Annotated in this window: 19 protein-coding genes; 16 read left to right on the top strand and 3 right to left on the bottom strand. The window is 73.1% G+C overall.

The annotated features are described in order from the left end of the window. Positions 1 to 72: 72 nt before the first annotated feature. The 5 genes from ACZ7L4_RS06220 to ACZ7L4_RS06200 all read left to right on the top strand — a co-directional run bounded on the left by ACZ7L4_RS06220 (position 73) and on the right by ACZ7L4_RS06200 (position 4,362). The gene (locus ACZ7L4_RS06220) at positions 73 to 1,752 is read left to right on the top strand and encodes an amidohydrolase (protein ID WP_472100128.1); all 1,680 of its coding nucleotides are present in this window, start codon (positions 73 to 75) and stop codon (positions 1,750 to 1,752) included. Further along, on the top strand, positions 1,749 to 2,006 hold the full coding sequence (locus ACZ7L4_RS06215; protein ID WP_472100126.1) for a DUF3311 domain-containing protein: 258 nt from the start codon (positions 1,749 to 1,751) through the stop codon (positions 2,004 to 2,006). The genes ACZ7L4_RS06220 and ACZ7L4_RS06215 overlap by 4 nt, the downstream gene beginning before the upstream one ends. Then, positions 2,003 to 3,463 carry a sodium:solute symporter family protein gene (locus ACZ7L4_RS06210; protein ID WP_472100124.1) on the top strand — a complete coding sequence of 487 codons (1,461 nt, stop codon included), beginning with the start codon at positions 2,003 to 2,005 and terminating at the stop codon, positions 3,461 to 3,463. Before ACZ7L4_RS06215 ends, ACZ7L4_RS06210 begins: the two co-directional genes overlap by 4 nt. A gap of 115 nt (positions 3,464 to 3,578) precedes the next feature. Beyond that, positions 3,579 to 4,007: a VOC family protein gene (locus tag ACZ7L4_RS06205; RefSeq protein WP_472100122.1), complete on the top strand. Its 429-nt coding sequence runs from the start codon at positions 3,579 to 3,581 to the stop codon at positions 4,005 to 4,007. A 70-nt stretch (positions 4,008 to 4,077) separates the two neighbouring features. Further along, positions 4,078 to 4,362: a cupin domain-containing protein gene (locus tag ACZ7L4_RS06200; RefSeq protein WP_450809342.1), complete on the top strand. Its 285-nt coding sequence runs from the start codon at positions 4,078 to 4,080 to the stop codon at positions 4,360 to 4,362. 10 nt (positions 4,363 to 4,372) lie between these two features. Here the strand turns inward: ACZ7L4_RS06200 and ACZ7L4_RS06195 are convergent, their stop codons facing one another. Then, a complete protein-coding gene (locus ACZ7L4_RS06195; RefSeq protein ID WP_472100120.1) occupies positions 4,373 to 5,182 on the bottom strand; it encodes an SAM-dependent methyltransferase in 810 nt (269 codons plus the stop codon). 115 nt (positions 5,183 to 5,297) lie between these two features. Here ACZ7L4_RS06195 and ACZ7L4_RS06190 point away from each other — a divergent pair, with 115 nt between their 5' ends. The 7 genes from ACZ7L4_RS06190 (at position 5,298) to ACZ7L4_RS06160 (ending at position 13,495) form a co-directional block, all read left to right on the top strand. Beyond that, entirely contained in the window at positions 5,298 to 5,825 is a 528-nt protein-coding gene (locus ACZ7L4_RS06190) for a TIGR03086 family metal-binding protein (RefSeq protein ID WP_472100118.1), read from the top strand. 156 nt (positions 5,826 to 5,981) lie between these two features. Then, positions 5,982 to 7,397 (top strand): purine-cytosine permease family protein, encoded by a 1,416-nt coding sequence (locus tag ACZ7L4_RS06185; RefSeq protein ID WP_472100117.1) that lies wholly within the window; start codon positions 5,982 to 5,984, stop codon positions 7,395 to 7,397. Positions 7,398 to 7,409: 12 nt separating this feature from the next. Beyond that, the gene (locus tag ACZ7L4_RS06180) at positions 7,410 to 8,963 is read left to right on the top strand and encodes a hydantoinase/oxoprolinase N-terminal domain-containing protein (protein ID WP_472100115.1); all 1,554 of its coding nucleotides are present in this window, start codon (positions 7,410 to 7,412) and stop codon (positions 8,961 to 8,963) included. A 36-nt stretch (positions 8,964 to 8,999) separates the two neighbouring features. After that, positions 9,000 to 10,106: a DUF917 domain-containing protein gene (locus ACZ7L4_RS06175; RefSeq protein ID WP_472100113.1), complete on the top strand. Its 1,107-nt coding sequence runs from the start codon at positions 9,000 to 9,002 to the stop codon at positions 10,104 to 10,106. 110 nt (positions 10,107 to 10,216) lie between these two features. Further along, positions 10,217 to 11,287, top strand: a complete 1,071-nt coding sequence (locus ACZ7L4_RS06170; protein ID WP_472100112.1) for a DUF917 domain-containing protein — start codon at positions 10,217 to 10,219, stop codon at positions 11,285 to 11,287. Beyond that, the gene (locus tag ACZ7L4_RS06165; RefSeq protein WP_472100111.1) at positions 11,284 to 12,870 is read left to right on the top strand and encodes a PucR family transcriptional regulator; all 1,587 of its coding nucleotides are present in this window, start codon (positions 11,284 to 11,286) and stop codon (positions 12,868 to 12,870) included. The genes ACZ7L4_RS06170 and ACZ7L4_RS06165 overlap by 4 nt, the downstream gene beginning before the upstream one ends. A 79-nt stretch (positions 12,871 to 12,949) precedes the next feature. After that, positions 12,950 to 13,495 (top strand): DinB family protein, encoded by a 546-nt coding sequence (locus ACZ7L4_RS06160; RefSeq protein WP_472100109.1) that lies wholly within the window; start codon positions 12,950 to 12,952, stop codon positions 13,493 to 13,495. Positions 13,496 to 13,503: 8 nt separating this feature from the next. On the opposite strand, the gene ACZ7L4_RS06155 is transcribed toward ACZ7L4_RS06160, so the two are convergent. Next, a complete protein-coding gene (locus tag ACZ7L4_RS06155) occupies positions 13,504 to 14,490 on the bottom strand; it encodes a quinone oxidoreductase family protein (RefSeq protein ID WP_472100108.1) in 987 nt (328 codons plus the stop codon). Positions 14,491 to 14,558: 68 nt separating this feature from the next. On the opposite strand from ACZ7L4_RS06155, the gene ACZ7L4_RS06150 reads away from it, so the two are divergent. Then, positions 14,559 to 15,362 carry a cyclase family protein gene (locus ACZ7L4_RS06150; RefSeq protein ID WP_472100107.1) on the top strand — a complete coding sequence of 268 codons (804 nt, stop codon included), beginning with the start codon at positions 14,559 to 14,561 and terminating at the stop codon, positions 15,360 to 15,362. 2 nt (positions 15,363 to 15,364) lie between these two features. Further along, a complete protein-coding gene (locus tag ACZ7L4_RS06145; protein ID WP_472100106.1) occupies positions 15,365 to 17,017 on the top strand; it encodes a thiamine pyrophosphate-binding protein in 1,653 nt (550 codons plus the stop codon). A 325-nt stretch (positions 17,018 to 17,342) separates the two neighbouring features. On the opposite strand, the gene ACZ7L4_RS06140 is transcribed toward ACZ7L4_RS06145, so the two are convergent. After that, positions 17,343 to 18,236 (bottom strand): LysR family transcriptional regulator, encoded by an 894-nt coding sequence (locus ACZ7L4_RS06140; protein WP_472100104.1) that lies wholly within the window; start codon positions 18,234 to 18,236, stop codon positions 17,343 to 17,345. 133 nt (positions 18,237 to 18,369) lie between these two features. On the opposite strand from ACZ7L4_RS06140, the gene ACZ7L4_RS06135 reads away from it, so the two are divergent. Next, positions 18,370 to 19,617: an MFS transporter gene (locus tag ACZ7L4_RS06135; protein ID WP_472100102.1), complete on the top strand. Its 1,248-nt coding sequence runs from the start codon at positions 18,370 to 18,372 to the stop codon at positions 19,615 to 19,617. A 166-nt stretch (positions 19,618 to 19,783) separates the two neighbouring features. Continuing rightward, a complete protein-coding gene (locus ACZ7L4_RS06130) occupies positions 19,784 to 20,806 on the top strand; it encodes a LacI family DNA-binding transcriptional regulator (protein ID WP_472100100.1) in 1,023 nt (340 codons plus the stop codon). Positions 20,807 to 20,891 lie beyond the last annotated feature (85 nt).

The raw sequence follows: 20,891 nt of genomic DNA, 5'->3' as shown, positions 1-20,891 counted from the left end.
TCCGGGGCGCCCGCGGTCGGTGCGGGCGCCCCGTCCCCCGTCCCCCGTCCCTCTCCCCTGGTGGTGATATCCGTGCCGAGCCCGCTCCCCCGCCCCGCCGATCCCCTGCACGCCGCCGACACGATCCTGTACGGCGGCACCGTGCGCACCCTGGACCGCGCCGGGCACACCGGCACGGCCCTCGCGGCCCGCGACGGCAAGGTGCTCGCCGTCGGCTCGGACGCCGACATCCTGACCCTCGCCGGGCCCGCGACCGCGCTGCGCGATCTGCGGGGCCAGTGCGCGGTGCCCGGGTTCATCGAGACCCACAACCACCCCACGTTCTTCGGTCTGACCCTCGCCGCCGAGGTCGACGCGGGCAGTCCGCCGAACGACCGGATCGCCGACATCGTGGCCCGCGTCGAGCAGGCCGCCGGGCACACCGAGCGGGGCGAGTGGATCCGCGGCTACCGCTACGACGACACGCTCCTGGCCGACGACCGGCATCCCACCCGCACCGACCTGGACCCGGTCTCGCCGGATCATCCGGTGTGTCTGCAGCACATCTCGGGCCACTTCTGCGTGCTCAACTCGGCGGCCCTCGGGCGCCTGGGCATCAGCCGGGACACCCCCGACCCGGTCGGCGGCGCCATCGTGCGCGACGCGAAGGGCGAGCCGACCGGCGTGCTCGCGGAGACCGCCGCGTTCGCCGCGTACGCGGGCATGCCACACCCGGGCATCGACGACCTCGCCGACGCGCTCGGCCGGGCCGGCGACGCGTACCTCGCGGCGGGTGTCACCACCGTGCACGACACCGGGCTCGGTCTGATGGGCGGCCCCGGCGAACTGGACGCCTACCGCAGGGCCCGGCTCACCGGCCGCTTCCGCAACCGCGTCCAGGCGTACCTCGTACAGGACCTGTTCCCGGAGCTGGCCGAGGGCCGCCTCAGTCCGGTCGAGTCCGCCGTCGCGGGGCTCGGCGACGACGCGTTCCGGGTGGCCGGCGTCAAGATGTGGGCGGACGGCTCGATCCAGGGCCTGACCGGGTGCGTCTCGGACGGCTACGCGTGCGCCCCGGACAAGCACGGGCTGCTGATCTTCCCGCCGGACGACCTGTCCCGGCGGATCGCGACGCTGCACGAGGCGGGCTGGCAGGTCGCCGTGCACGGCAACGGCGACGGCGCGATCCAGGCCATCCTGGACGCGTACGAGAAGTTGGGCCTGGACCCGGAGTCCGCGGACCGGCGTCACCGTATCGAGCACTGCCAGATGGCGGGCGAGCGGCAGTTGGCGGACATGGCGCGGGCAGGGGTGCACGCCTCGTTCTTCGTCAAGCACGTCTACTACTGGGGCGACCGGCACCGCGACCGCTTCCTCGGCGCCGAACGGGCCTCCCGTATCAACCCGTTGGCCTCGGCCCGCCGCCACGGTGTCACCTTCGGCCTGCACTCGGACACGCCCGTGGTGCCGGTGCCGCCGCTGGAGGGCATGTGGTGCGCGGTCGACCGGATGACCCGCGATGGCCATCAACTGGGGCCCGAGCAGCGGGTCGACGCGGAGACGGCGCTGCGGGCCTACACCAGCGAGGCCGCGAAGCTGGCCTTCGAGGAGGACCGCAAGGGCACCCTGGAGCCGGGCAAGCTGGCCGATGTCACGGTCCTGTCCGAGGACCCGACGGCCGGTGGCGAGCGCAGCCTGCGCGATCTGACGGTCGAGGCGACGGTCATCGGCGGCGACGTCGTCTGGGAGCGAACTCCCGGAGGCACGCGATGAGTTCACCGCCGACCGAACCCCGCCGACTGCCGCGCAGCCTGTGGCTGGGCCTCGGCGTCCCCTCGTTCGCACTCCTCGTCGTCATGCCGCTGCTCGCGAACACGGACGTGTACGTGGCGGGCGTCCCGCTGCTGTTCCTGTGGGTGTTCGCCTGCTTCCCTCTGACCAGCCTGTGCCTGTACCTGGCGTGGCGGATGGATCAGAAGCACTACCCCGAGGACACACCGAACCCCTCGGAAGAGGTGTCCCGATGATCGCAGGCGTCTTCTTCGTCATCATGGTGCTGTCGGTCCTCGTGGCGTTCAGCGCACGGCGTGGCATCCGCAAGGTGTCCATCAGCGAGTACCTGGTCGGCGGCCGCTCGTTCCCGCCGTGGCTGCTGTACTTCCTCGCGGTCGGCGAGGTCTACAGCATCGGCACGATGATCGGCTTCCCGGCCGGCATCTACGCCAAGGGCGCCAGCTACGGCGTCTGGTTCCTCGGCTACATCCTGCTGGCCTATCCGCTCGGCTACTACGTGGCGCCGCTGATCTGGCGGGCCGGTGTCCGCTACGACGCGATGACCATCCCGGACGTCTTCGGCCGCCACTTCCGCAGCCGCGGCCTCGAACTCATCACGGCGTTCGCCCTGTTGGTGGCGCTTGTGCCGTGGGGCCAGTACCAGTTCATCGGCATGCAGGTGGTGCTGACGGCACTTGGGCTGCCGATCACGCCGGTGCAGGCGGTGATCCTCGCGGGCGTGATGGCGTTCCTGTACGTCGCCGTGTCCGGGGTGCGGTCCCCGGCGTTCGTGTCCATCCTCAAGGACGGGCTCATGGTGCTGGGCGTGGTGGCGGCGGGGGTCGCCGCGCTCGTGGCGGGCGGCGGCGTCGAGGCGGTCACCGATCCGGCGGCCGTGCCGCGCGCGCAGGTCACGATGGCGGGCAGCCCGATGGTGTTCGCGCTGACCACCATCGTCTTCCAGGCGGTCACCTTCTATCTGGGCTTCTCCGCGGGCTACATCTTCACCGCGCGCTCCGAGCGGGCCATCAAGTCCTCGACGGTGTGGATGCCGTCGTACATGCTGATGTACCCGTTCCTGGTGGCCACGGCCTACTTCGCGTACACGGCCGGCAAGCATGTCGCCGATCCCAACACGGTGTTCATGGACGTCGTCCGAGATGTGCTGCCGAACTGGCTGGTGGGTGTGGTCGCGGGCGGCGCGGGCCTGTCCGGGGTCCTGGTGCTCGCGGTGACGGCGCTGTCGATCGGCGGCATCGTCTCCCGCAATCTGGCGCCGAACCTGCGCCCGGAGGCCCAGCGCCGGTGGACGACGCTGGCCGTCGCGGTGTTCCTCGTCGCGGCCGCCGTGCTGACGCTGACCGCGTCGTCGCTGATGCTGACCGTGCTCAACCTGACGTACTACCTGCTGGGTCAGCTGATCCCCGGCTGGTTCGCCCTGCTGTTCTTCCGTCGGGTGCGGGCGTGGGCGGTGGCGACCGGCATGATCGCGGGTGTCGCCGCGTCCCTGGTGCTGTACGTGGTGGAACCCGACCTCGGCGGGGTCAACGCGGGCCTGCTGACGGTGGTGTTGAACGCGGTCCTCACCTTAGGCCTCAGCGCTCTCGTCACGTCCCGGCCGTGTGTCACCGAGCCGCCGCTGGTGTCGGTGCCCGCGCCCCGGCCGAGCGCGCCGGACACCCCGGACGAGGAGGCGGCGGCCGTGCGCTGACAGCCGCGGATCTCCCGGTGCGGCGCCCGCAGGCCTCTCGCGGGAGGCATACCGGCGCGCCCACCGGGACAGGGATCCCTCGGCCCCTGCCCCTCGACCGCACAAGGAGTTCCCGATGCCGCTCGCGCCCTTCCATCTCGCCATTCCGGTCGACGATCTCGCGGCCGCCCGCGACTTCTACGGCAAGGTGCTCGGCTTCGCCGAGGGCCGCTCGGACACCCGGTGGATCGACTGGAACTTCGGGGGCCACCAAGTGGTCACCCATCAGGTCGGCGACGGAACACCGCGCGAGCGGCGCGCGGGCACCAACCCGGTCGACGGGCACGAGGTACCGGTGCCGCACTTCGGCCTGGTGCTGCCGGTGCCGGAGTTCCAGCGCCTCGCGGACCGGCTCACCGCCGCCGGCACGGACTTCGTGATCGAGCCCTACGTACGGTTCCAGGGCGAGCCGGGCGAGCAGTGGACAATGTTCTTCCTCGACCCGGCGGGCAACGCCCTGGAGTTCAAGGCCTTCGCCGACCTTGAGCAGCTGTTCGCTGTGTGAGGCGGTTAGCCTGCCACCTGCGGCGATACCCTTCGCCCCCCCTTTCCGCCCGACGAAAGAGCCGTGACACATGAGCACCACCGCCCGCGCCACCGTGCAGCACGAGGACGAGCGCACGCGGGTCACCCGCTGGGACTTCGAGCCGGGGCAGAGCACCGGCCGCCACGTCCACGAGTACGACTACGTGGTGGTCCCGGTGACGGACGGCCAGACCGATGTCATCACCCCGGACGGCACGGTCACGCGCAACGAGCTGGTCTCGGGGCGCTCCTACGCGCGGTCGGCGGGCAGCGAGCACGAGGTCGTCAACGCGGGGCAGGCCCCGCTGGCGTTCGTGGAGGTCGAGCGGAAGTAACGCCGCGGGGTCACACCTTGCGTCCCACCCCGCACATCGCCGCCTCGACCGCCGCGTCCTCCGGCCGCGGCGCGTCCGGGTCCGGGCGCCAGGCCGAGGTGTGCACGACTCCCGGCTCCACGAGGTCGAGGCCGTCGAAGAACGCGGCGATCCGCTCCGGTGACCGCAGGTGATAGGTGTGCACCGACTGCTCGTTGTAGCCGGCGACGGCCCTGTTCAGCGCGTCGTTGGTGTTCGTGCCGTCGGTCAGGGCGACGTAGCTGCCGGACGGAAGCGCGTCGAGCAGCGCGGCCACCACCTCCGCGGGGCGGTCCTCGTCGGACAGCTGCCCCATGATGCTGAGCAGGGTCAGCCCGATCGGCCGGTCGAAGTCCAGGGTCTCGCGCGCCTGGGCCAGGATCCGCTCCGGATCCCGCACATCGGCGTCCAGATAGGCGCAGGCCCCCTCGGGCGTGCTGGTGAGCAGGGCCCGCGCGTGGGTCAGCACCAGCGGGTCGTTGTCGACGTACACGATCCGGCTGTCCGGGGCGATGCGCTGTGCGACCTCGTGCGTGTTGTCGGCCGTGGGCAGTCCTGTGCCGATGTCGAGGAACTGCCGGACGCCCGCCTCGCCCGCCAGGAACCGCACGGCGCGCACGAGGAACTGCCGCTGCAGTCGCGCGACGGTGGCGAACTCGGGGAACGTGGCGAGGATGGCCTCGCCGACCTCGCTGTCGACGGGGTAGTTGTCCTTGCCGCCCAGCAGGTAGTTCCACACCCGGGCGGAGTGCGGTCGGTCGGTCTGCAGCCTGTCGCGGAGTTCGCCATGCGTGTGATCCATGGCCTCAGCTTCACACACAACACGCCGGGTGCGCCGATGAGTTCGGGCTCCGCGCGCGGTCTGCATCAGTATCACCACCGCATCGCCACCGCGTGCCACCCGAGGAGGACTTTCCGTGATCGACCTGAAGCCGGCCTGCGGCCGGATGACCGAGGTACTGACCGGCGTGACCGACGAGCAGCTGTCCGGGTCCACCCCCTGCCCCGATTACACGGTGCGTGAGCTGATCGCCCACGTCGACGACGCGGCGCGGGCCTTCACCGGCTTCGCCCGCAAGGAGGCGCCCGTGCCCGCGGAGCCGGGCGACCGGCGGGAGAGCGCGCTGAAGAGCGTGCGGGCGCTCGGCGACGCCTGGGACGACCCGGCCGCCTGGCACGGCGAGTCGGAGGGACCGGGGATCACGCTGACGAACGAGGAGTGGGGCAAGGTCGCGCTCACCGAGATGGTGGTGCACGGCTGGGACCTCGCCCGGGCCACCGGCCAGGCCTTCGACCTGCCCGAGGAGACGCTGCGCGCCTGCCACGACCACGTCTCGGGGTTCCTGACCGAGGCGGCGCCGCCGGCGTGGGGAGCGCCGGTCGAGACACCCGCCGACGCGCCGCTGATCGACCGCATCGTGGGCCGCACGGGGCGCCGCCCCTGAACCACCCCCTGGGCCGCGAGGCATGCGCCTCTGGCACACCCCGAAACCTCACCGTGCACTCTGCACAGCCACCCGCGTCCCACCGGGCACTGCGCCCACCCCGCCCGTGCGGCGGCCGCCGTAGCGTGCGGGCAACCGCAGTCGCTTGGAGGTTCGATGGCCGCCGCACGCGCCGTCGGGGTGGACGATCACGCCCTGACCAGAGTGCCCAGCACCGCCCGCTACAGCTGGTGGTCCGTAGCCCTGCAGCGTTTCGGGCAGATCTCCGGGCTCAGCCAGTTCGTGCTCGGCGCGACGCTGGGTTTCGGGATGGACTTCTGGACGGCGTTCTGGGCGCTCACGCTCGGTTCGGTGATCGTCGAGGTGCTCTCGATCTTCGTGGGGATCATCGGCGTAAGGGAAGGGCTTCCGACGTCCGTGCTCGCGCGCTGGACCGGGTTCGGGCGCATCGGGTCCTCGCTGATCGGGCTCGCCATCGCGCTCAGCCTCATCGGCTGGTTCGGCATCCAGTCCGCGATATCGGCCGACGCGCTCGCCGGGCTGATCGGGGTGTTCCCCGCGCCCGTGTGGTCGGTCCTGTTCGGGCTCGGTGTGACGGCCGTCGTGCTGTGGGGCTTCGGCTCCATGAACTGGGCGGCGTACGTCACCGTGCCCGCGTTCCTGCTGCTCGTCGGCTGGTCCACGGTGCACGAGCTGATGCGGTACGACATCGGGCACCTCGTCGCCTCCGCGCCGCCCGGCCCGCAGCTCTCCCTGGTCCAGGGCACGACGCTCGTCGCGGGAGGTGCCATCGCGGGCGCCATCATCACGCCCGACATGACCCGCTTCAACCGCACCACCGGCGACGTCGTCAAGCAGACCGTGGTGGGTATCTCGCTCGGTGAGTACGTGGTCGGGCTCGCCGGTGTGCTGCTCGCGCACGCCACCCGCTCCGCCGACGTGACCGCCATCGCCGTGTCCTCGGTCGGCTGGGTCGGCACGCTCGTCGTCATCATGGGCGCGCTGAAGATCAACGACTGGAACCTGTACAGCTCGGGGCTCGGCGTCGTGAACTTCATCGAGTCCGTCTTCGGCCGCAAGGTGAACCGCGCGACCGTCACCGTCCTCCTCGGTGTCGTCGGCAGCCTGCTCGCGGCCGCCGGCATCCTCGACCGGTTCGCCGACTTCCTGACGCTGCTCGGCGTCGCCTTCCCGCCCATCGCCGGCGTGATGATCGCCGAGTATTTCGTGGTCAAGCGGTGGCGCGGCGACCTGGAGGCCTCGCGGGCCGCGGGCACGCTGCCCGCGACGGCGCCGACCTGGGTCCCGGCGACGATCGTCGTGTGGGTGCTCGCCTTCTGCGTCGGCGAGTTCGTCGACTGGGGCCTGCCCAGCATCAACTCGGTCGTCTTCGCGTTCGTCGCCTACGTCGTCCTGGGCCGGCTCGGCCTGGTCCGCGGTGTCGGTGTGTCCCGCGACATGGGAGCCGGTGCGCCGGTGTCCGATGGGGAGCGGGGCGAAGCGACCGAGGACGACTCTCCCGCCTCCCAGACCCCTCACGTCTCCGCCGCCTCCAGCGGCGCCTCCCGCTAAGGAGCCAGTTCCGTGCGTATCGGAATCGATGTCGGCGGCACCAACACCGACGCCGTCTTGCTCGAAGGACCGCGGGTGCTCGCCACCACCAAGTCCGCGACCAGCCAGGACGTCACGTCGGGCATCGTGTCCGCGCTGGAGGCGCTGCGCGCGCAGCACGCCTTCGACCCGGCGGCGGTCGGCGCCGTGATGATCGGCACCACCCACTTCCTGAACGCGCTCGTCGAGGCCCGGGGACTCGCCCCGACGGCGGCGCTCCGTCTCGGCCTGCCCGCGACGTCCGCGCTGCCCCCGTTCGTGGACTGGCCGGAGCGCCTGACGCGGGCGGTGGCCGGACGGCCGTACCTGGCGCACGGCGGGCACGAGTTCGACGGGCGGAAGATCGCCGACCTGGACGAGGACGAGCTGCGCCGGCACGCCGCCGACATGGCCGCGCACGGCGTCAGGTCCGTGGCGATCTCCTCGGTGTTCTCGCCGGTCAGCGACGAGTTCGAGGTGCGTGCGGCGGAGATCCTGCAAGCCGAGCTGGGCCCGGACGTGGCCCTGTCCCTGTCCCACGAGATCGGCCGCATCGGCCTCCTGGAGCGGGAGAACGCGACCGCCGTGAACGCGGCGCTGCGCGAGCTGGCCGCGGGGATCGTCGACGGCCTCGCCGGTGCCGTCGCCGGGTTCGGCATCACCGCTCCGCTCTACCTGAGCCAGAACGACGGCACGCTGATGGACCTGGAGTACGCGCGCCGCTACCCGGTCGCCACCTTCGCCTCGGGCCCGACGAACTCGATGCGCGGCGCCGCGGTGCTGTCCGGCCTCGACACCTGCGCGGTCGTCGACGTCGGCGGCACGACGAGCGATGTCGGCGTGCTCACGCAGGGCTTCCCGCGCGAGGCGGGGACGGCCGTGGACGTGGCGGGGGTGCGCACCAACTTCCGGATGCCCGACGTGCACAGCATCGGCATCGGCGGCGGTTCCCTGGTCGTCGAGGACGGCGGCCGGGTCACGGTGGGACCGCGTTCGGTCGGCTACCGGCTCACCGACGACGCCCTGGTGTTCGGCGGCTCCACGCTCACCGCCACCGACGTCGCGGTCGCGGCGGGGCTCACCGACATCGGCGACCGCTCGGCCGTCGCCCACCTGGACGCGCGCATGGTCAAGGAGGCGCTGGACACGATCGCCGCCGACGTGGCGCGCGCTGTCGAGTCGATGCGGACCTCGCCCGAGCCGCTGCCGGTGGTCGCGGTGGGCGGCGGTTCCGTCCTGCTCCCCGACACCCTCCCCGGCTCCGGCACGGTGCACCGCCCCGACCATTTCGCGGTCGCGAACGCGATCGGCGCGGCCATCGCGCAGGTGGGCGGCGAGGTCGACCGGGTCTACGCGATCGACGCGGGGCGCCGCGAGAGCGTGCTCGACGAGGCGCGCCAGGAGGCGGTCGACCGGGCCGTGGCGGCCGGTGCGAACCCCTCCGGGGTGCGGATCGTCGAGTTCGACGAGGTCCCCGTCCCCTACCTGCCCGGCAACGCCACCCGCATCCGCTGCAAGGCCGTGGGCGACCTGCAACAGGTCGGCTGAGCCCCGCCCCCACCCACGTAAGGAGAGCACGAGCACATGAGCTGGACCCTGGGCCCCGAGCAGCTGGACGACCTGGCGCGCGGCGCCGCCATCCTCGGCACCGGAGGCGGCGGCGATCCCACCATCGGCCGCCTGCTGGTGCGCGAGGCGATGCGCGAGCACGGTCCCGTGACCGTCCTCGACCCGGACGAGGTCGCCGACGAGGCGTTCGTCGTCCCGGTCGCGAACATGGGCGCGCCGACCGTGATGGTCGAGAAGCTGCCGGGCGCCGACGAGCCGGTGGCCGCGCTGCGCGCCCTGGAGACGTTCACCGGACGCAAGGCCGACGCGACGATGCCCATCGAGTGCGGCGGCAGCAACTCGCTGATCCCGCTGATCGTCGCGGCCCGCACCGGACTCCCGGTCGTCGACGCGGACGGCATGGGCCGCGCCTTCCCCGAACTCCAGATGGAGACCTTCCACGTCTACGGGATCCCGGCCTCGCCGCTCGCGATGGCCGGCGAACACGGCGAGACCTGCGTGTTCGACACCGGCGAGGACACCAAGCGCCTGGAGGACCTGGCGCGCCGCGTCACGGTCGGGCTCGGCGGCGGCGCCGCGATCGCCGAGTACTCGATGACCGGGGAGCAGCTCAAGCGCACCGCGGTCCCGCGCACGCTCTCCCTCGCGCTGGCGCTCGGCCGGGCGGTCCGTGAGGCGCGCGAGGCGCACCGCGACCCGGTGGAGGCGCTCGGCGAGGCGGTGGAGGGCGCGATCTACGGTCACCTGCGGGTGCTGTTCCGCGGCAAGGTGACCGACGTGGAGCGGCGCACGGAGGGCGGTTTCGCGCGGGGCCGCGCCACGTTCGCGGCGTTCGAGGGCGACTCGGCGCTCGAACTCCGTTTCCAGAACGAGCACTTGGCGGCGCTGCGCGACGGCGAGCCGATCTGCGTGGTCCCGGACCTGGTGTGCGTCCTGGAGGCGGACACGGGCGAACCCATCACGACGGAGGCGCTCCGCTACGGCCAGCGGGTCACGGTGATCGGCATCGCGGCCCCCGACATCATGCGGACACCGGAGGCCCTGGAGGTCTTCGGGCCCTCCTGCTTCGGCCTCCCGTACGAGTTCCACCCGGTGGAGGAGATACTGCCAGCGTCCTGCTGATGGCCGTCTGCGGCGAGTGGGCATAACAAGCCCCTGCGGCGATTGAGCAGCGGGGTCCGGGGCAGAGCCCCGAGACGCAGGGACCGGCCCACGCTGCGACAATCGTCGACGTGCCACAAACGATCACCTCCGCCGACGTCGACCCCCTGGTCACCGGCGTGAACGTCCTCGGCTGCGGCGGAGGCGGCGACGCCGCGGCCTTCGCGTCGATGCTGCGCCGCGCCCTGGGCGAAACCGGCACGGTGACCTGGCACGAACCTGACCCCCACGACCCCGTGACCGTCCCGGTCGGCGTCGTGGGCGCGGTGAACGTCCTGAGCGAGAAGCTCCCGAACGGCCAGGAGTTCCGCGAGGCGATCACCGCGGTCACCCGCTGGACCGGCAGCCCCGCCCCCGACGCCCTGATGGCCGTGGAGGCCGGCGGCCCCAACGCCCTCACGGTGCTGCTTGCCGCGCTCGACCTCGGCCTCCCCGTCGTCGACGTCGACCTGATGGGCCGCGCCCTGCCCCGGCTCGACCAACTCAGCTGGGCGGTGCGCGGCCTCCCGGTCACCCCGTGCGCGCTGGCCGAACCGGGCGGCCAGATCCTGGTGGTGGACCGTACGGACGCCCGCGGCCTGGAACGCACGGTCCGCGGCTTCCTGGCGGCGGCGGGCGGCTGGGCCGCGCTCGCGCTCGCCCCGGTGCGGCTGAGCGAGGTGCGCGATGCCTGCGTGGACGGCTCCCTCACCCGCGCCCTCGCCCTGGGCCGCGCGCACGCCGCACTCCCGCACCGCCCGGACACGGACACCGTGGAGACCGCGCTCGGCTGCAGGGTGCTCGCGGCGGGCCGGATCCGGGAGGTCGCGCGCAGTGAGGGCGGCCCCGGCTTCGGCCGCGGCAGCGTCACGGTCACCGATGCCGCGTCCGGCGCGGTCGTCCGCCTGGAGACCGAGAACGAGATCCTGCTGGCCCTGCGCGACGGCGAGGTCGCGGCGACCGTTCCCGACGTCATCTGCCTTCTGGACCGCCGCACGGCGCTGCCCCTCGCCATCGACCGGGTCCGTCCCGGCCAGGAGGTCGTCGCGGCGACGCTCCCGGGCCCGGGGTTCTGGCGGCGGCCCGACACGGAGCCGTATGTGTCGCCCCGCGCGTTCGGCCTGGACTCGGAGGTCGTCGGCTTCGAGGCGGCCAGGCCATGACCGGTACCGGCCGAAGCGGCTCCTCCGCCGGTGTCCCCCTGTCCGCGATGCTGGCCCACCCCTCGTGGCACGACGTCGCCCTCCTCGCGGGCCCCGAGGACGCCCGCGTCGTCCACCACCCCGTAGCAGCAAAGGACTTGGCGCACCCGCTCCCCGAGGAGTCCGCCGACCGGCTGCTGGTGCTGCTCGGTGGGGCCGACCGCGGTGACTGGCGGCTGGACGCGCTGCTGCGGCGTGCGCACGGCGCGGGTGTCGCGGCGCTCCTTGTGCCGGGAGTGTCGGCGCTGCGCATGTCGTCGGCGCTGCTCGCCGAGCGGCTGCGGCTGCCCGTCCTCGGCTCGCCCGACCCGCTCGCCGCGTACCTCGCCCTGGAGCGCATGACCGCCGAACCGGGGCTGCTGCGCGCCGAATCGGCGCTGCGCACCGCGCAGGTGTGCGCCCGCGCGGACGAGTCGGTGGACGCGCTGCTCACCGACCTGGGCACGCTGCTGCACCGCCCGGTCGCCCTGCTCACCGCGGACGCCCGACATCTGGCGGGCGACCCGGCGACCGTGGACCCCGCCGAACAGGACACCGTGGCCCACCAGTTGACCGGGCCGCCACTCCCCCGCCCGCTCGACCTCCCCGGCGGCGCCCGCCTCCTCACCCACCCCGTCGGCACCGGACGCACCCGGCCCCGGCTCGCCGTGCGCCTGCCCGCCCGACTGGCCCCCGAGGCGGACGCGGTGGCGGCCGCCCTGGAGGTGGCGTCGGGCGCCGTGCGGGAACGGCTTGCGCTGCGCCGGCTCGACCTGGAGCGCAGCGCCCGTCACCGCACCTCCCTGCTCGGCGAGTTGCTGCGCCCGGCGGGCGGCGAGATCCCGGACGCGGTGCGCCGCCACGCGGTCGAGTTCGGCTGGCGCCTCGACGGCTGGCACACCGGCATCCGCATCGGCACGGGGCCTGACGTGGACGTGGCGGGCCTGCGCACCGAGGTCACCGACGCGTTCGCGGCGGAGCGGCTCGCCGCGCAGGTCGTCGAGCAGGGCGACGGCTGGTCCGCCTGGACCAGCGCCGACCAGGAGCCGTCGACCAGCGACATCGAGCGGCACGCCGCCGCCGTGCGCCGCGTGCAGCGCCGCCTGCCGGAGGTGGTGCACGCGTACGTGGGGGTGGGCCGCGCCCATCCGGGTCCGGCAGGCATCGCCCGCAGCCTGGGCGAGGCGGCCGACGCGGCGCGTCTGGCGCAGGGCCGGGAGACCAGCGGACGCTTCTTCCACGTCGACCGTCTCGGCCTCGCCCAGCTGCTCCTCGCCTGGACCCGCACGGACACCTTCCAGCCCGCGGCCCGCTCCCTGCTCGAACCGCTCTCCGGCGAGCCCGGCGACCTGGTGCGCACCCTCACGGCGTATCTCGACGCGGAGTCCTCCACGGCCGAGACGGCCGCGGTCCTCGGTGTGCACCGCAATACGGTCGCGGCCCGCATCGCCCGCGTACAGCAGCTCCTGAGCGTGGATCTCGCGGATCCGGACGAGCGTCTGGCCCTGCATCTGGCGTGCCGGACGGCCGTCGACGAACGTGTCGAGCCGAGCGGGAGCAAGTAGGACACGATCCGACCTATTTGCTGATTACTGTGACGGCACCGAACAGCAAGCGGGCACTCCCGCGTGAGAGGCGGACACCATGACCAGCAACGAGTCGACCAGCAACGCCCCCACCGTCACCGGCGAGCGCGCCGACCTTCTGGAGGCGCTGGCCAAGCAGCGGTACTTCCTGACCTTCACCACGCGGGACCTGACGGACGACCAGGCGCGGCAGCGGACGACGGCGAGCGAGCTGTGTCTCGGAGGTCTGATCAAGCACGTCACCGGCGTGGAGCGGGGCTGGGTCGGCTTCATGCTCGAAGGCCCTTCCGCCATGCCGGACTTCACAGCGATGACCGAGGAGGACTGGGCCGCCCGGGAGGCCGACTTCCAATTGCTGCCCGACGAGACGCTGGCCGGTGTGCTGGCCGAGTACGAGAAGGCCGCCGCCAGGACCGACGAGCTGGTGACGACCCTGCCCGATCTGGACCGCAGGTGGCCGCTGCCCAAGGCTCCCTGGAACGAGCCGGGCGCGGAGTGGTCCGTGCGTCGCGTACTGATGCACATCGTCGCGGAGACCGCGCAGCACGCGGGCCACGCCGACATCATCCGCGAGTCCCTGGACGGCTCGAAGAGCATGGGCTGAGCGCGGGCTCAGCCGAGGTCGAGCACCGCCCTCCCGACGACCTCTCCGGCGCGCAACCGTCGTACCGCCTCGGCGAGTTGATCCATCCCGTACCGCTCGTACGGGAGGGTCAGCGCGCCGGACGCGAGGTCCGGGAGGAGGCGGTCGACCTCGGCGGCCACCTCGGGGCCGCGGTGGATCATGTTGACGGGCAGCAGGGCGACGTCCGCGAGGAGGAAGTCCGCGAGGTCGACGGTGAGTTCGCGGCCCGCCGTGTAGCCGATGAGGGCGGCGCGTCCGCCGGGGCGGACGAGGGCGAGGGCGTCACGCAGGACGGCGCCGCCGACGGTGTCGATCAGCACGTCGACCGTGCCGCCGACGGTCTCCGGCGAGAGGTCGGCGGCGAGGACCGCCTTCGCGGCGCCGGGGACATGGGCGAGCTTGGCCTCCCGGCCGACGACGCCGATCACCTCGGCCCCTGCGCGCTCGGCGAGCTGCACCGCCATGGCGCCGACGGCGCCGGAGGCCCCGGTGACGAGGACCCGCTCGCCCGCCTCGATCCGGCCCACGGGGTGCACGGCGGACCACGCGGTGCCGACGGGCGAGAAGTAGCTGCACGCGAGCGTGGCGTCGATGCCCTCGGGCATGACCTCGACGGCGCCGTCGGGCACGAGGACGTGCTGCGCCCAGGCGCCCTCGCGGCTGAGGCCGAGCCCTTCGCCGCGCACCCGGACGAGGGCGCCCTCGGGGTGCACGGCGGAGGCGAGGACGACGCCACTGCCCTCGGTGCCGGGGGCGGCGGGCAGCTCGGGCAGGATGCCGAACTGCCCGTCGAGCACGTTCAGGTCCAGGTGTGCGACGGTCGCCGCCTTCATCCGGACGAGGGTGTGTCCGGGGGCCGGCGCGGGGACGGGCCGTTCCACGAGCCGCGGCGGCACACCGAACTCCTCGAGCAGCAGGGCCCGCGAGACGGGGGTGGCCGCTGAGTCCTGTGCGCTCGCGGGCTCGTTGCTCATTCCTGCACTCCGTACTTCCGTGTGGGGGAGGTATCGCTCCGGTACCCGGAGGATCGATGATGTCCGCCATGACATCACGTCCGCACACCTCCGCCTCCACCGACCTGATCGCCTCGCTCGCCGACGGTTCGCTCCGGGTGGTCGATCTCACCGCACCGCTGTCGTCCGGGACGCCGATCCTGCCGCTGCCCGAGCCGATGCACCCGATACCCCGCTTCGAGCTGGAGAAGCTCAACGACTGGGACGACCCGGGCGAGATCTCCTTCCAGAACCACATCCACACCGGCGAGCACGTGGGCACCCACTTCGACGCCCCGGTGCACTGGTCGTCCGGCCGTGACCTGGAGGACGTGGGCAGTGTGCCGGCGGCGCGGCTCGTCGGGCCCGCCGCGGTCGTGGACAGGTCGGCCGAGTGTGCCAAGGACCCGGACCATCTGCTCAGGCTCGACGAGCTCAAGGCGTGGGAGCGGGAGCACGGCGCGCTGCCCGAGGGCGGCTGGCTGGTGTACCGGACCGGCTGGGACACCCGCTCCGACGACCAGGCCGCCTTCCTCAACGCCGACGAGAACGGCCCGCACACGCCGGGCCTGACCGCGGAGTGCGCCCGTTACCTGGCCGAGGAGACCGGCATCGTGGGGATCGGCGTGGAGACCGTCGGCACGGACGCGGGTCAGGCGTTCCGCTTCGAACCACCTTTCCCCGTGCACCACTTCATGCTCGGCAACGGTAAGTACGGCGTGACGCAGTTGCGGGGCGTCGGGGAGCTGCCGCCGGTCGGCGCGGTGCTCGTGGTCGCTCCGCTGCGCATCGTCGGCGGCTCCGGCAGCCCCACGCGAGTCCTGGCGCTCGTGCCCGCCGCGGAAGGCAAGTGAGCATGCTCGTACGGGAAGCCATCGGCCGTGAGCTCCACCGGCTCGGTGTGCGCACCGCGTTCGGCGTGGTGGGCAGCGGGAATTTTCATGTCACGGGCGCGCTCGTGGCCGCGGGCGCGCGCTTCGTCGCGGCGCGGCACGAGGGCGGCGCGGCGGTCATGGCGGACGCCCATGCCCGCACCAGTGGCGAGGTCACCGTCCTCACGGTGCACCAGGGCTGCGGCTACACCAACTCCCTGACCGGGGTGGCCGAGGCCGCGAAGAGCCGCACTCCGCTGCTGGTCGTCACGGCGGAGGCGACGGAGCGGACCTCGAACTTCCACGTCGACCAGCCGGCCGTCGCCGAGGGGGTCGGGGCGGTGTCGGCGCGGGTCCGCTCCCCACGCACGGCGCTCGACGACGTGACCCGGGCGTTCCGGCTGTGCGCCGAGGAGCGCCGCACGGTGGTCCTCAACGTTCCCATCGACGTACAGGACGAAGTGCTGCCGGAGGACGCGGTGGCGCCTCGGCGTCGCCCGGCGCCCGGCCTGCCGCGCCCGGCCGCCGCCGATACGGAGGCCTTCGCCGAGCTGCTGCGGCGCGCCGAACGCCCGGTGTTCGTGGCCGGTCGCGGTGCCCGTTCCGGCGAGGCCGGAGAGGCGATCGCGGCGCTGGCCGACCGTACGGGCGCGCTGCTCGCGACGTCGGCGGTGGCGCGCGGGCTGTTCAACGGGCAGCCGGGCGAGGAGTGGTGCCTGGATGTTGCGGGCGGCTTCTCCACGCCGCTGGCCGCCGAGCTCATCTCGGGCGCGGACCTGATCGTGGGCTGGGGCTGCGCGCTGAACATGTGGACCATGCGGCACGGGCGCCTCATCTCGGACACCGCCACGGTGGTCCAGGTGGACGTCGACCGCGACGCCCTCGGCCGCACCCGCGACATCGACCTGGGCCTGTGGGCCGGTGTCACGGAGACGGCGCTCGACGTCGCCGCGCTCCTTACGGACGGTCCGGCCACGACCGGCTACCGCACGCCGGACGTCGCCAAGCGCCTGGCCGTGGAGGGGAGTTGGCCCCGGGTCCCGTTCGAGGACGGTTCGGGCGACGGCCGCATCGATCCCCGTACGCTCACGCTGGAGCTGGGCGGCATGCTTCCGGCCGAGCGCACGGTCGCCGTCGACTCGGGCAACTTCATGGGCTACCCGAGCATGTACCTCGACGTGCCCGACCAGTACGGACTGTGCTTCACGCAGGCGTTCCAGTCGATCGGCCTCGGCCTGTCCACGGCGATCGGGGCGGCGCTCGCCCGGCCCGATCGCCTTCCGGTGGCGGCGTGCGGCGACGGCGGATTCCTCATGGGCGTCTCGGAGTTGGAGACGGCCGTGCGCCTCGGCCTGCCCCTCCTGGTGGTGGTCTACAACGACGCCATGTACGGGGCGGAGGTCCACCACTTCGGCCACCCCGGAGAGGCGGCGGACCTGTCCACGGTCACGTTCCCCGACACCGACATCGCGGCGCTCGCCCGCGGACACGGCTGCGCGGCCCTGACGGTGACGGCGCCCGAGGATCTGGCCCCGCTCGCCGACTGGCTCGCCGCCCCTGACCGGCCGATGGTGATCGACGCCAAGACGACGCGTGACGAGGGCGCTTGGTGGCTGCAGGAGGCGTTCGGCCACTGACCGCCCGCCCGGCCGTCGCGATAAGGGCAACGGTGACCCCCGCCGGAAATCGGGTGCGAACATCGGCGGGGGTCACCCACGAGAAAGCACGGCTCCCCTTCACGCGCTTCCTCGCCCGTTCCGTCCGACGACGCCGCGGGACCGCGGGAGGAAGCCCCGGTCGGCACACTTCGGACGGAGTACCACAGTCGCGTTGTCGGCGATGCGACTGTGGCGTCTACAGTCAAGTTGCCCGGGGACCAGGGGCGTTGAAGAGGGTAACCCCCTTCGGCGCATCCAAACGTATGGCACATGCCAGTGGCGTCTCAAGACCATCTTTGCGTCGTCACCCGGACCCGGCGGCCGAAACCCGCAGCAGGTCCGTGAGCGCGCGGGCCGCGGCGCTCGGCGGACGGTCGGCCGGGGTCGCGAGGTACAGCGTCCAGCCGAGGTCCGCGTCCGTCACCGGAAGCACGGTCAGGCCGTGTGCGGTGTCGGCGAGGAAGCGCGGCACCAGGGCCACGCCCAGGCCCGCCCTGACGTAATCGGCGCTGGTCGCGAGGTCGGTGATCTCGATGGTGACGTGCCGCGGGACGCCCGCCGCGGCGAAGGCACGGTCGGCGACGGACCGGTTGCCGTACCCCACCGGGCAGTCGATGAACCGCAGCCCGGCCAGTTCCCGGATCGCCACGCTGTCCCGCCCGGCGAGCGGATGCCCGGCCGGCACCACGAGGTCGAGCGTCGAGCCGGCCAGGGGCGTCAGCTCGACCTCGGCGGGGCTTGCCCCGGGCAGGGAGACGAGGGCCAGGTCGAGGCGGCGCTCGGCGAGCGCCGTGAGATGCCCCTGGGAGCCGGTCGGCGCGACGGTGATCTGCACCTGGACGCCGGGGTGCCTGCGGTGGAACTCGCCCAGCAGGCCCGGCAGGTCGATGAGCCGGATCGAGGTGAGCGTGCCGAGCCGCAGGGTGCCGCGCAGCGCGCCCCGCACCTCGGCCACGGCGTCGGCGGCGTCGCGCGCGGCGTCGAGGACGATCCGGGCGCGCGGCAGCAGTGCCCGGCCCTCGTCGGTGAGCAGCACCCGCTTGGAGTTGCGGTCGAGGAGGCGCGCGTCCAGTTCGCGCTCCAGCGTTTTGACCGCCGCGGAGACCGCGGACTGGACGATGTGCAAACGGGCCGCCGCGCGGGTGAAGTTCTGCTCCTCGGCGACCGCCACGAAGTACTCGAGATGCCGTAGTTCCACTCGTCGACCATCGCATCAATCATCTGTGATCGCGATCGTTGCGAGCTGGAAGATTCGTTGGACGTGATGGCTGCGCGGGCGGAGAGTGGGACGTGCCCGCCCGCACCCCCTCCAGCCGAACGGACCCTGCCGCATGGCCACGCCGACGCGCGTCCGCACCTCGCCGCCCTCCCCCACCACCCGGCCCGCCCCGGGTCGCCGCCACGGCATCGGCTTCTGGACCGTGGCGCTCGCCTTCCTCACGTCGATGGCGTTCTCGACGGTGCCCACCCCGCTGTACCCGCTGTACCAGGAGCGGGACGGCTTCTCGACCTTCATGGTGACCGTCGTCTTCGCCGTGTACGCGGTGGGCGTGATGGTCAGCCTGATGCTGGCCGGTCACGTGTCGGACTGGGTGGGGCGCAAGAGGATCCTGCTGCCGGCGCTCGGCCTAGAGTTCGTCGCCGCCCTGCTGTTCCTGTCGAGCCCGGCGCTGCCGGTGCTGCTCGTCGCCCGGTTCGTGAGCGGGCTTGGCATCGGCATGCTCAGCGCGACGGCCACCGCCCACCTCGCCGAACTGCACGCCGCGCACCGTCCCGGCGCGTCCCCGCAGCGCTTCGAGACGGTGGCGACGGCCGCCAACATCGGCGGGCTCGGCCTCGGCCCGCTGGTGTCCGGCCTTCTCGCGCAGTACGTGACGGGTCCGCTGCGGCTGCCGTATCTCGTGTTCACCGTCCTCCTCGTGGCCGTGGCGGTGGCCGTGTCCCGCACCCCGGAGACGGTGCGCGAGCTGCCGGTCAGGCCGAAGTACCGGCCGCAGCGGGTGAGCGCCGACCACGGCGACCGGGCCGGGTATGTGGCGGCGGCCGCCGCCGCGTTCGCGTCGTTCGCGGTGTTCGGCCTGTTCTCGTCGATCGCCGCCGGGTTCGTGGCGCATTCCCTGCACCGCCCCTCGCACCTGCTGGCCGGGGCGATCTCGTTCCTGGTGTTCGGGGGCGCGGCCCTCGCGCAGATCCTCACCAACCGCCTCGCGCCGCGCACGAAGTCGATGCTGGGGCTCGTCGCGCAGGGCGCGGGCTTCCTCACGCTCGTGGCCGGGATGCACACGGCCGACCTCGCGACGTTCCTGGTGGGCGGCGCGGTCGCGGGCGTCGGGGCGGGGCTGCTGTTCAAGGCGGCGGTCGGGGCCGTGGTCGCGATGGCGGCGCCCGCCCGGCGCGGCGAGGCGCTCGCGGGCCTGTTCCTGGTCGCCTATCTGGGGCTGAGCGGACCGGCCGTCGCCCTCGGCCTCGCCACGCTCCGGCTCACGGCGACCTCGGCGATGACCTGGTTCGCCGTGGCGATCCTCGCCCTGTTGGCGACGGTCGCCGTTCTCAACCGCCGCTCGCACGGCGGGCGTTGAGCGAAGCCGCCGACACACCCCCGGCGCGCGGCGGCACAGCGACGCAGATCACATCGGGCAACCTCTTGACGCCTCCACGTTCAAACCGGTTTAGTCAACGCCGTTCGGCCGTTCAAACCGGTTTGAACATCCATCCGGAGGCCACCCCCGAGGAGCCCTGTACGCCATGGCCCGCAAGCCCACCATCGCGGACGTCGCACGCCACGCCGGGGTCTCCCGCGCCACGGTCTCCTTCGCCCTCAACGACCGCCCGGGCATCGCGGAGGACACCAAGGCCCGCGTGCTCGCGGCGGCCGCCGACCTGGGGTGGACCCCGAGCCGCCAGGCCCGCGCCCTCTCGCTCGGCAAGGCGGGGGCGTTCGGCCTCGTTCTGACCCGCGATCCGGAGCAGATCGGGGCGGACCTCTTCTTCCCGGCGTTCATCGCCGGCGTCGAGGCCGTCATCGGGCAGCGCGGCGACGGCCTGATGGTGCACGTGACCACGCCAGAGCAGGAGCAGGGCGTGTACGAACGGCTCGCGGCCGAACGCCAGGTGGACGGGGTGCTCCTGACCGACCTGCGGCACGACGACCCGCGCCCCCCGCTGATGCGCCGGCTCGGACTGCCCGCCGTGGTGGTGGGCCAGCCCGAGTGGGGCGGCGGCCTGCCCACGGTGAGCCTCGACGACGAGCCCGCCTACTCCGCCGCGGTCCGCCGCCTCGCCGAGCTCGGCCACCGTCGCATCGCGCACGTCGAGGGCCCCCACGAGTTCCGGCACGCGCACCGGCGCCGCCTCGCCTGGGAGCAGGCGCTGCGCGACCTCGGCCTGCCCGAGGGACCGGTGCTGCCCGGCGGGTTCAGCGCCGAGGGCGGCGCGCGGGCCACCCGCGAGCTGCTCGCGCTCGACACCCCGCCGACCGCGATCGTCTACGGCAACGACCTGGCCGCGATGGCCGGGCTCTCGGTCGCCCAGGAGCTGGGCGTCCCCGTGCCCGAGCGCCTCTCGGTGGTCGGTTACGACGACGCGCCCCTGACCCGCTACAGCTATCCGCCGCTCTCCTCGGCCCGGGCCGACGCCCGCGGCTGGGGCGAGGCCGCGGCCCGTGCCCTGGACGCGGTGCTCGCCGGGGACGAGGGGGCGGCGCACGTGGCACTGCCGCCCGCCGAGTTCGTCCCGCGCGCGTCCATCGGCCCCGCGCCGCGCGACTGAGCCACCGGGGCTCCACCAGACTTCGGCCGCGCCCGGCGCGGACCGGCAATTGCGCACGGCGACGAGGCCGCGCGTGAACAGTTCG

This window comes from Streptomyces sp. NPDC107575 (assembly GCF_055657265.1).
Note: the sequence above shows the minus strand (reverse complement) of the source record. Positions and strands in the feature narration are given on the sequence as shown.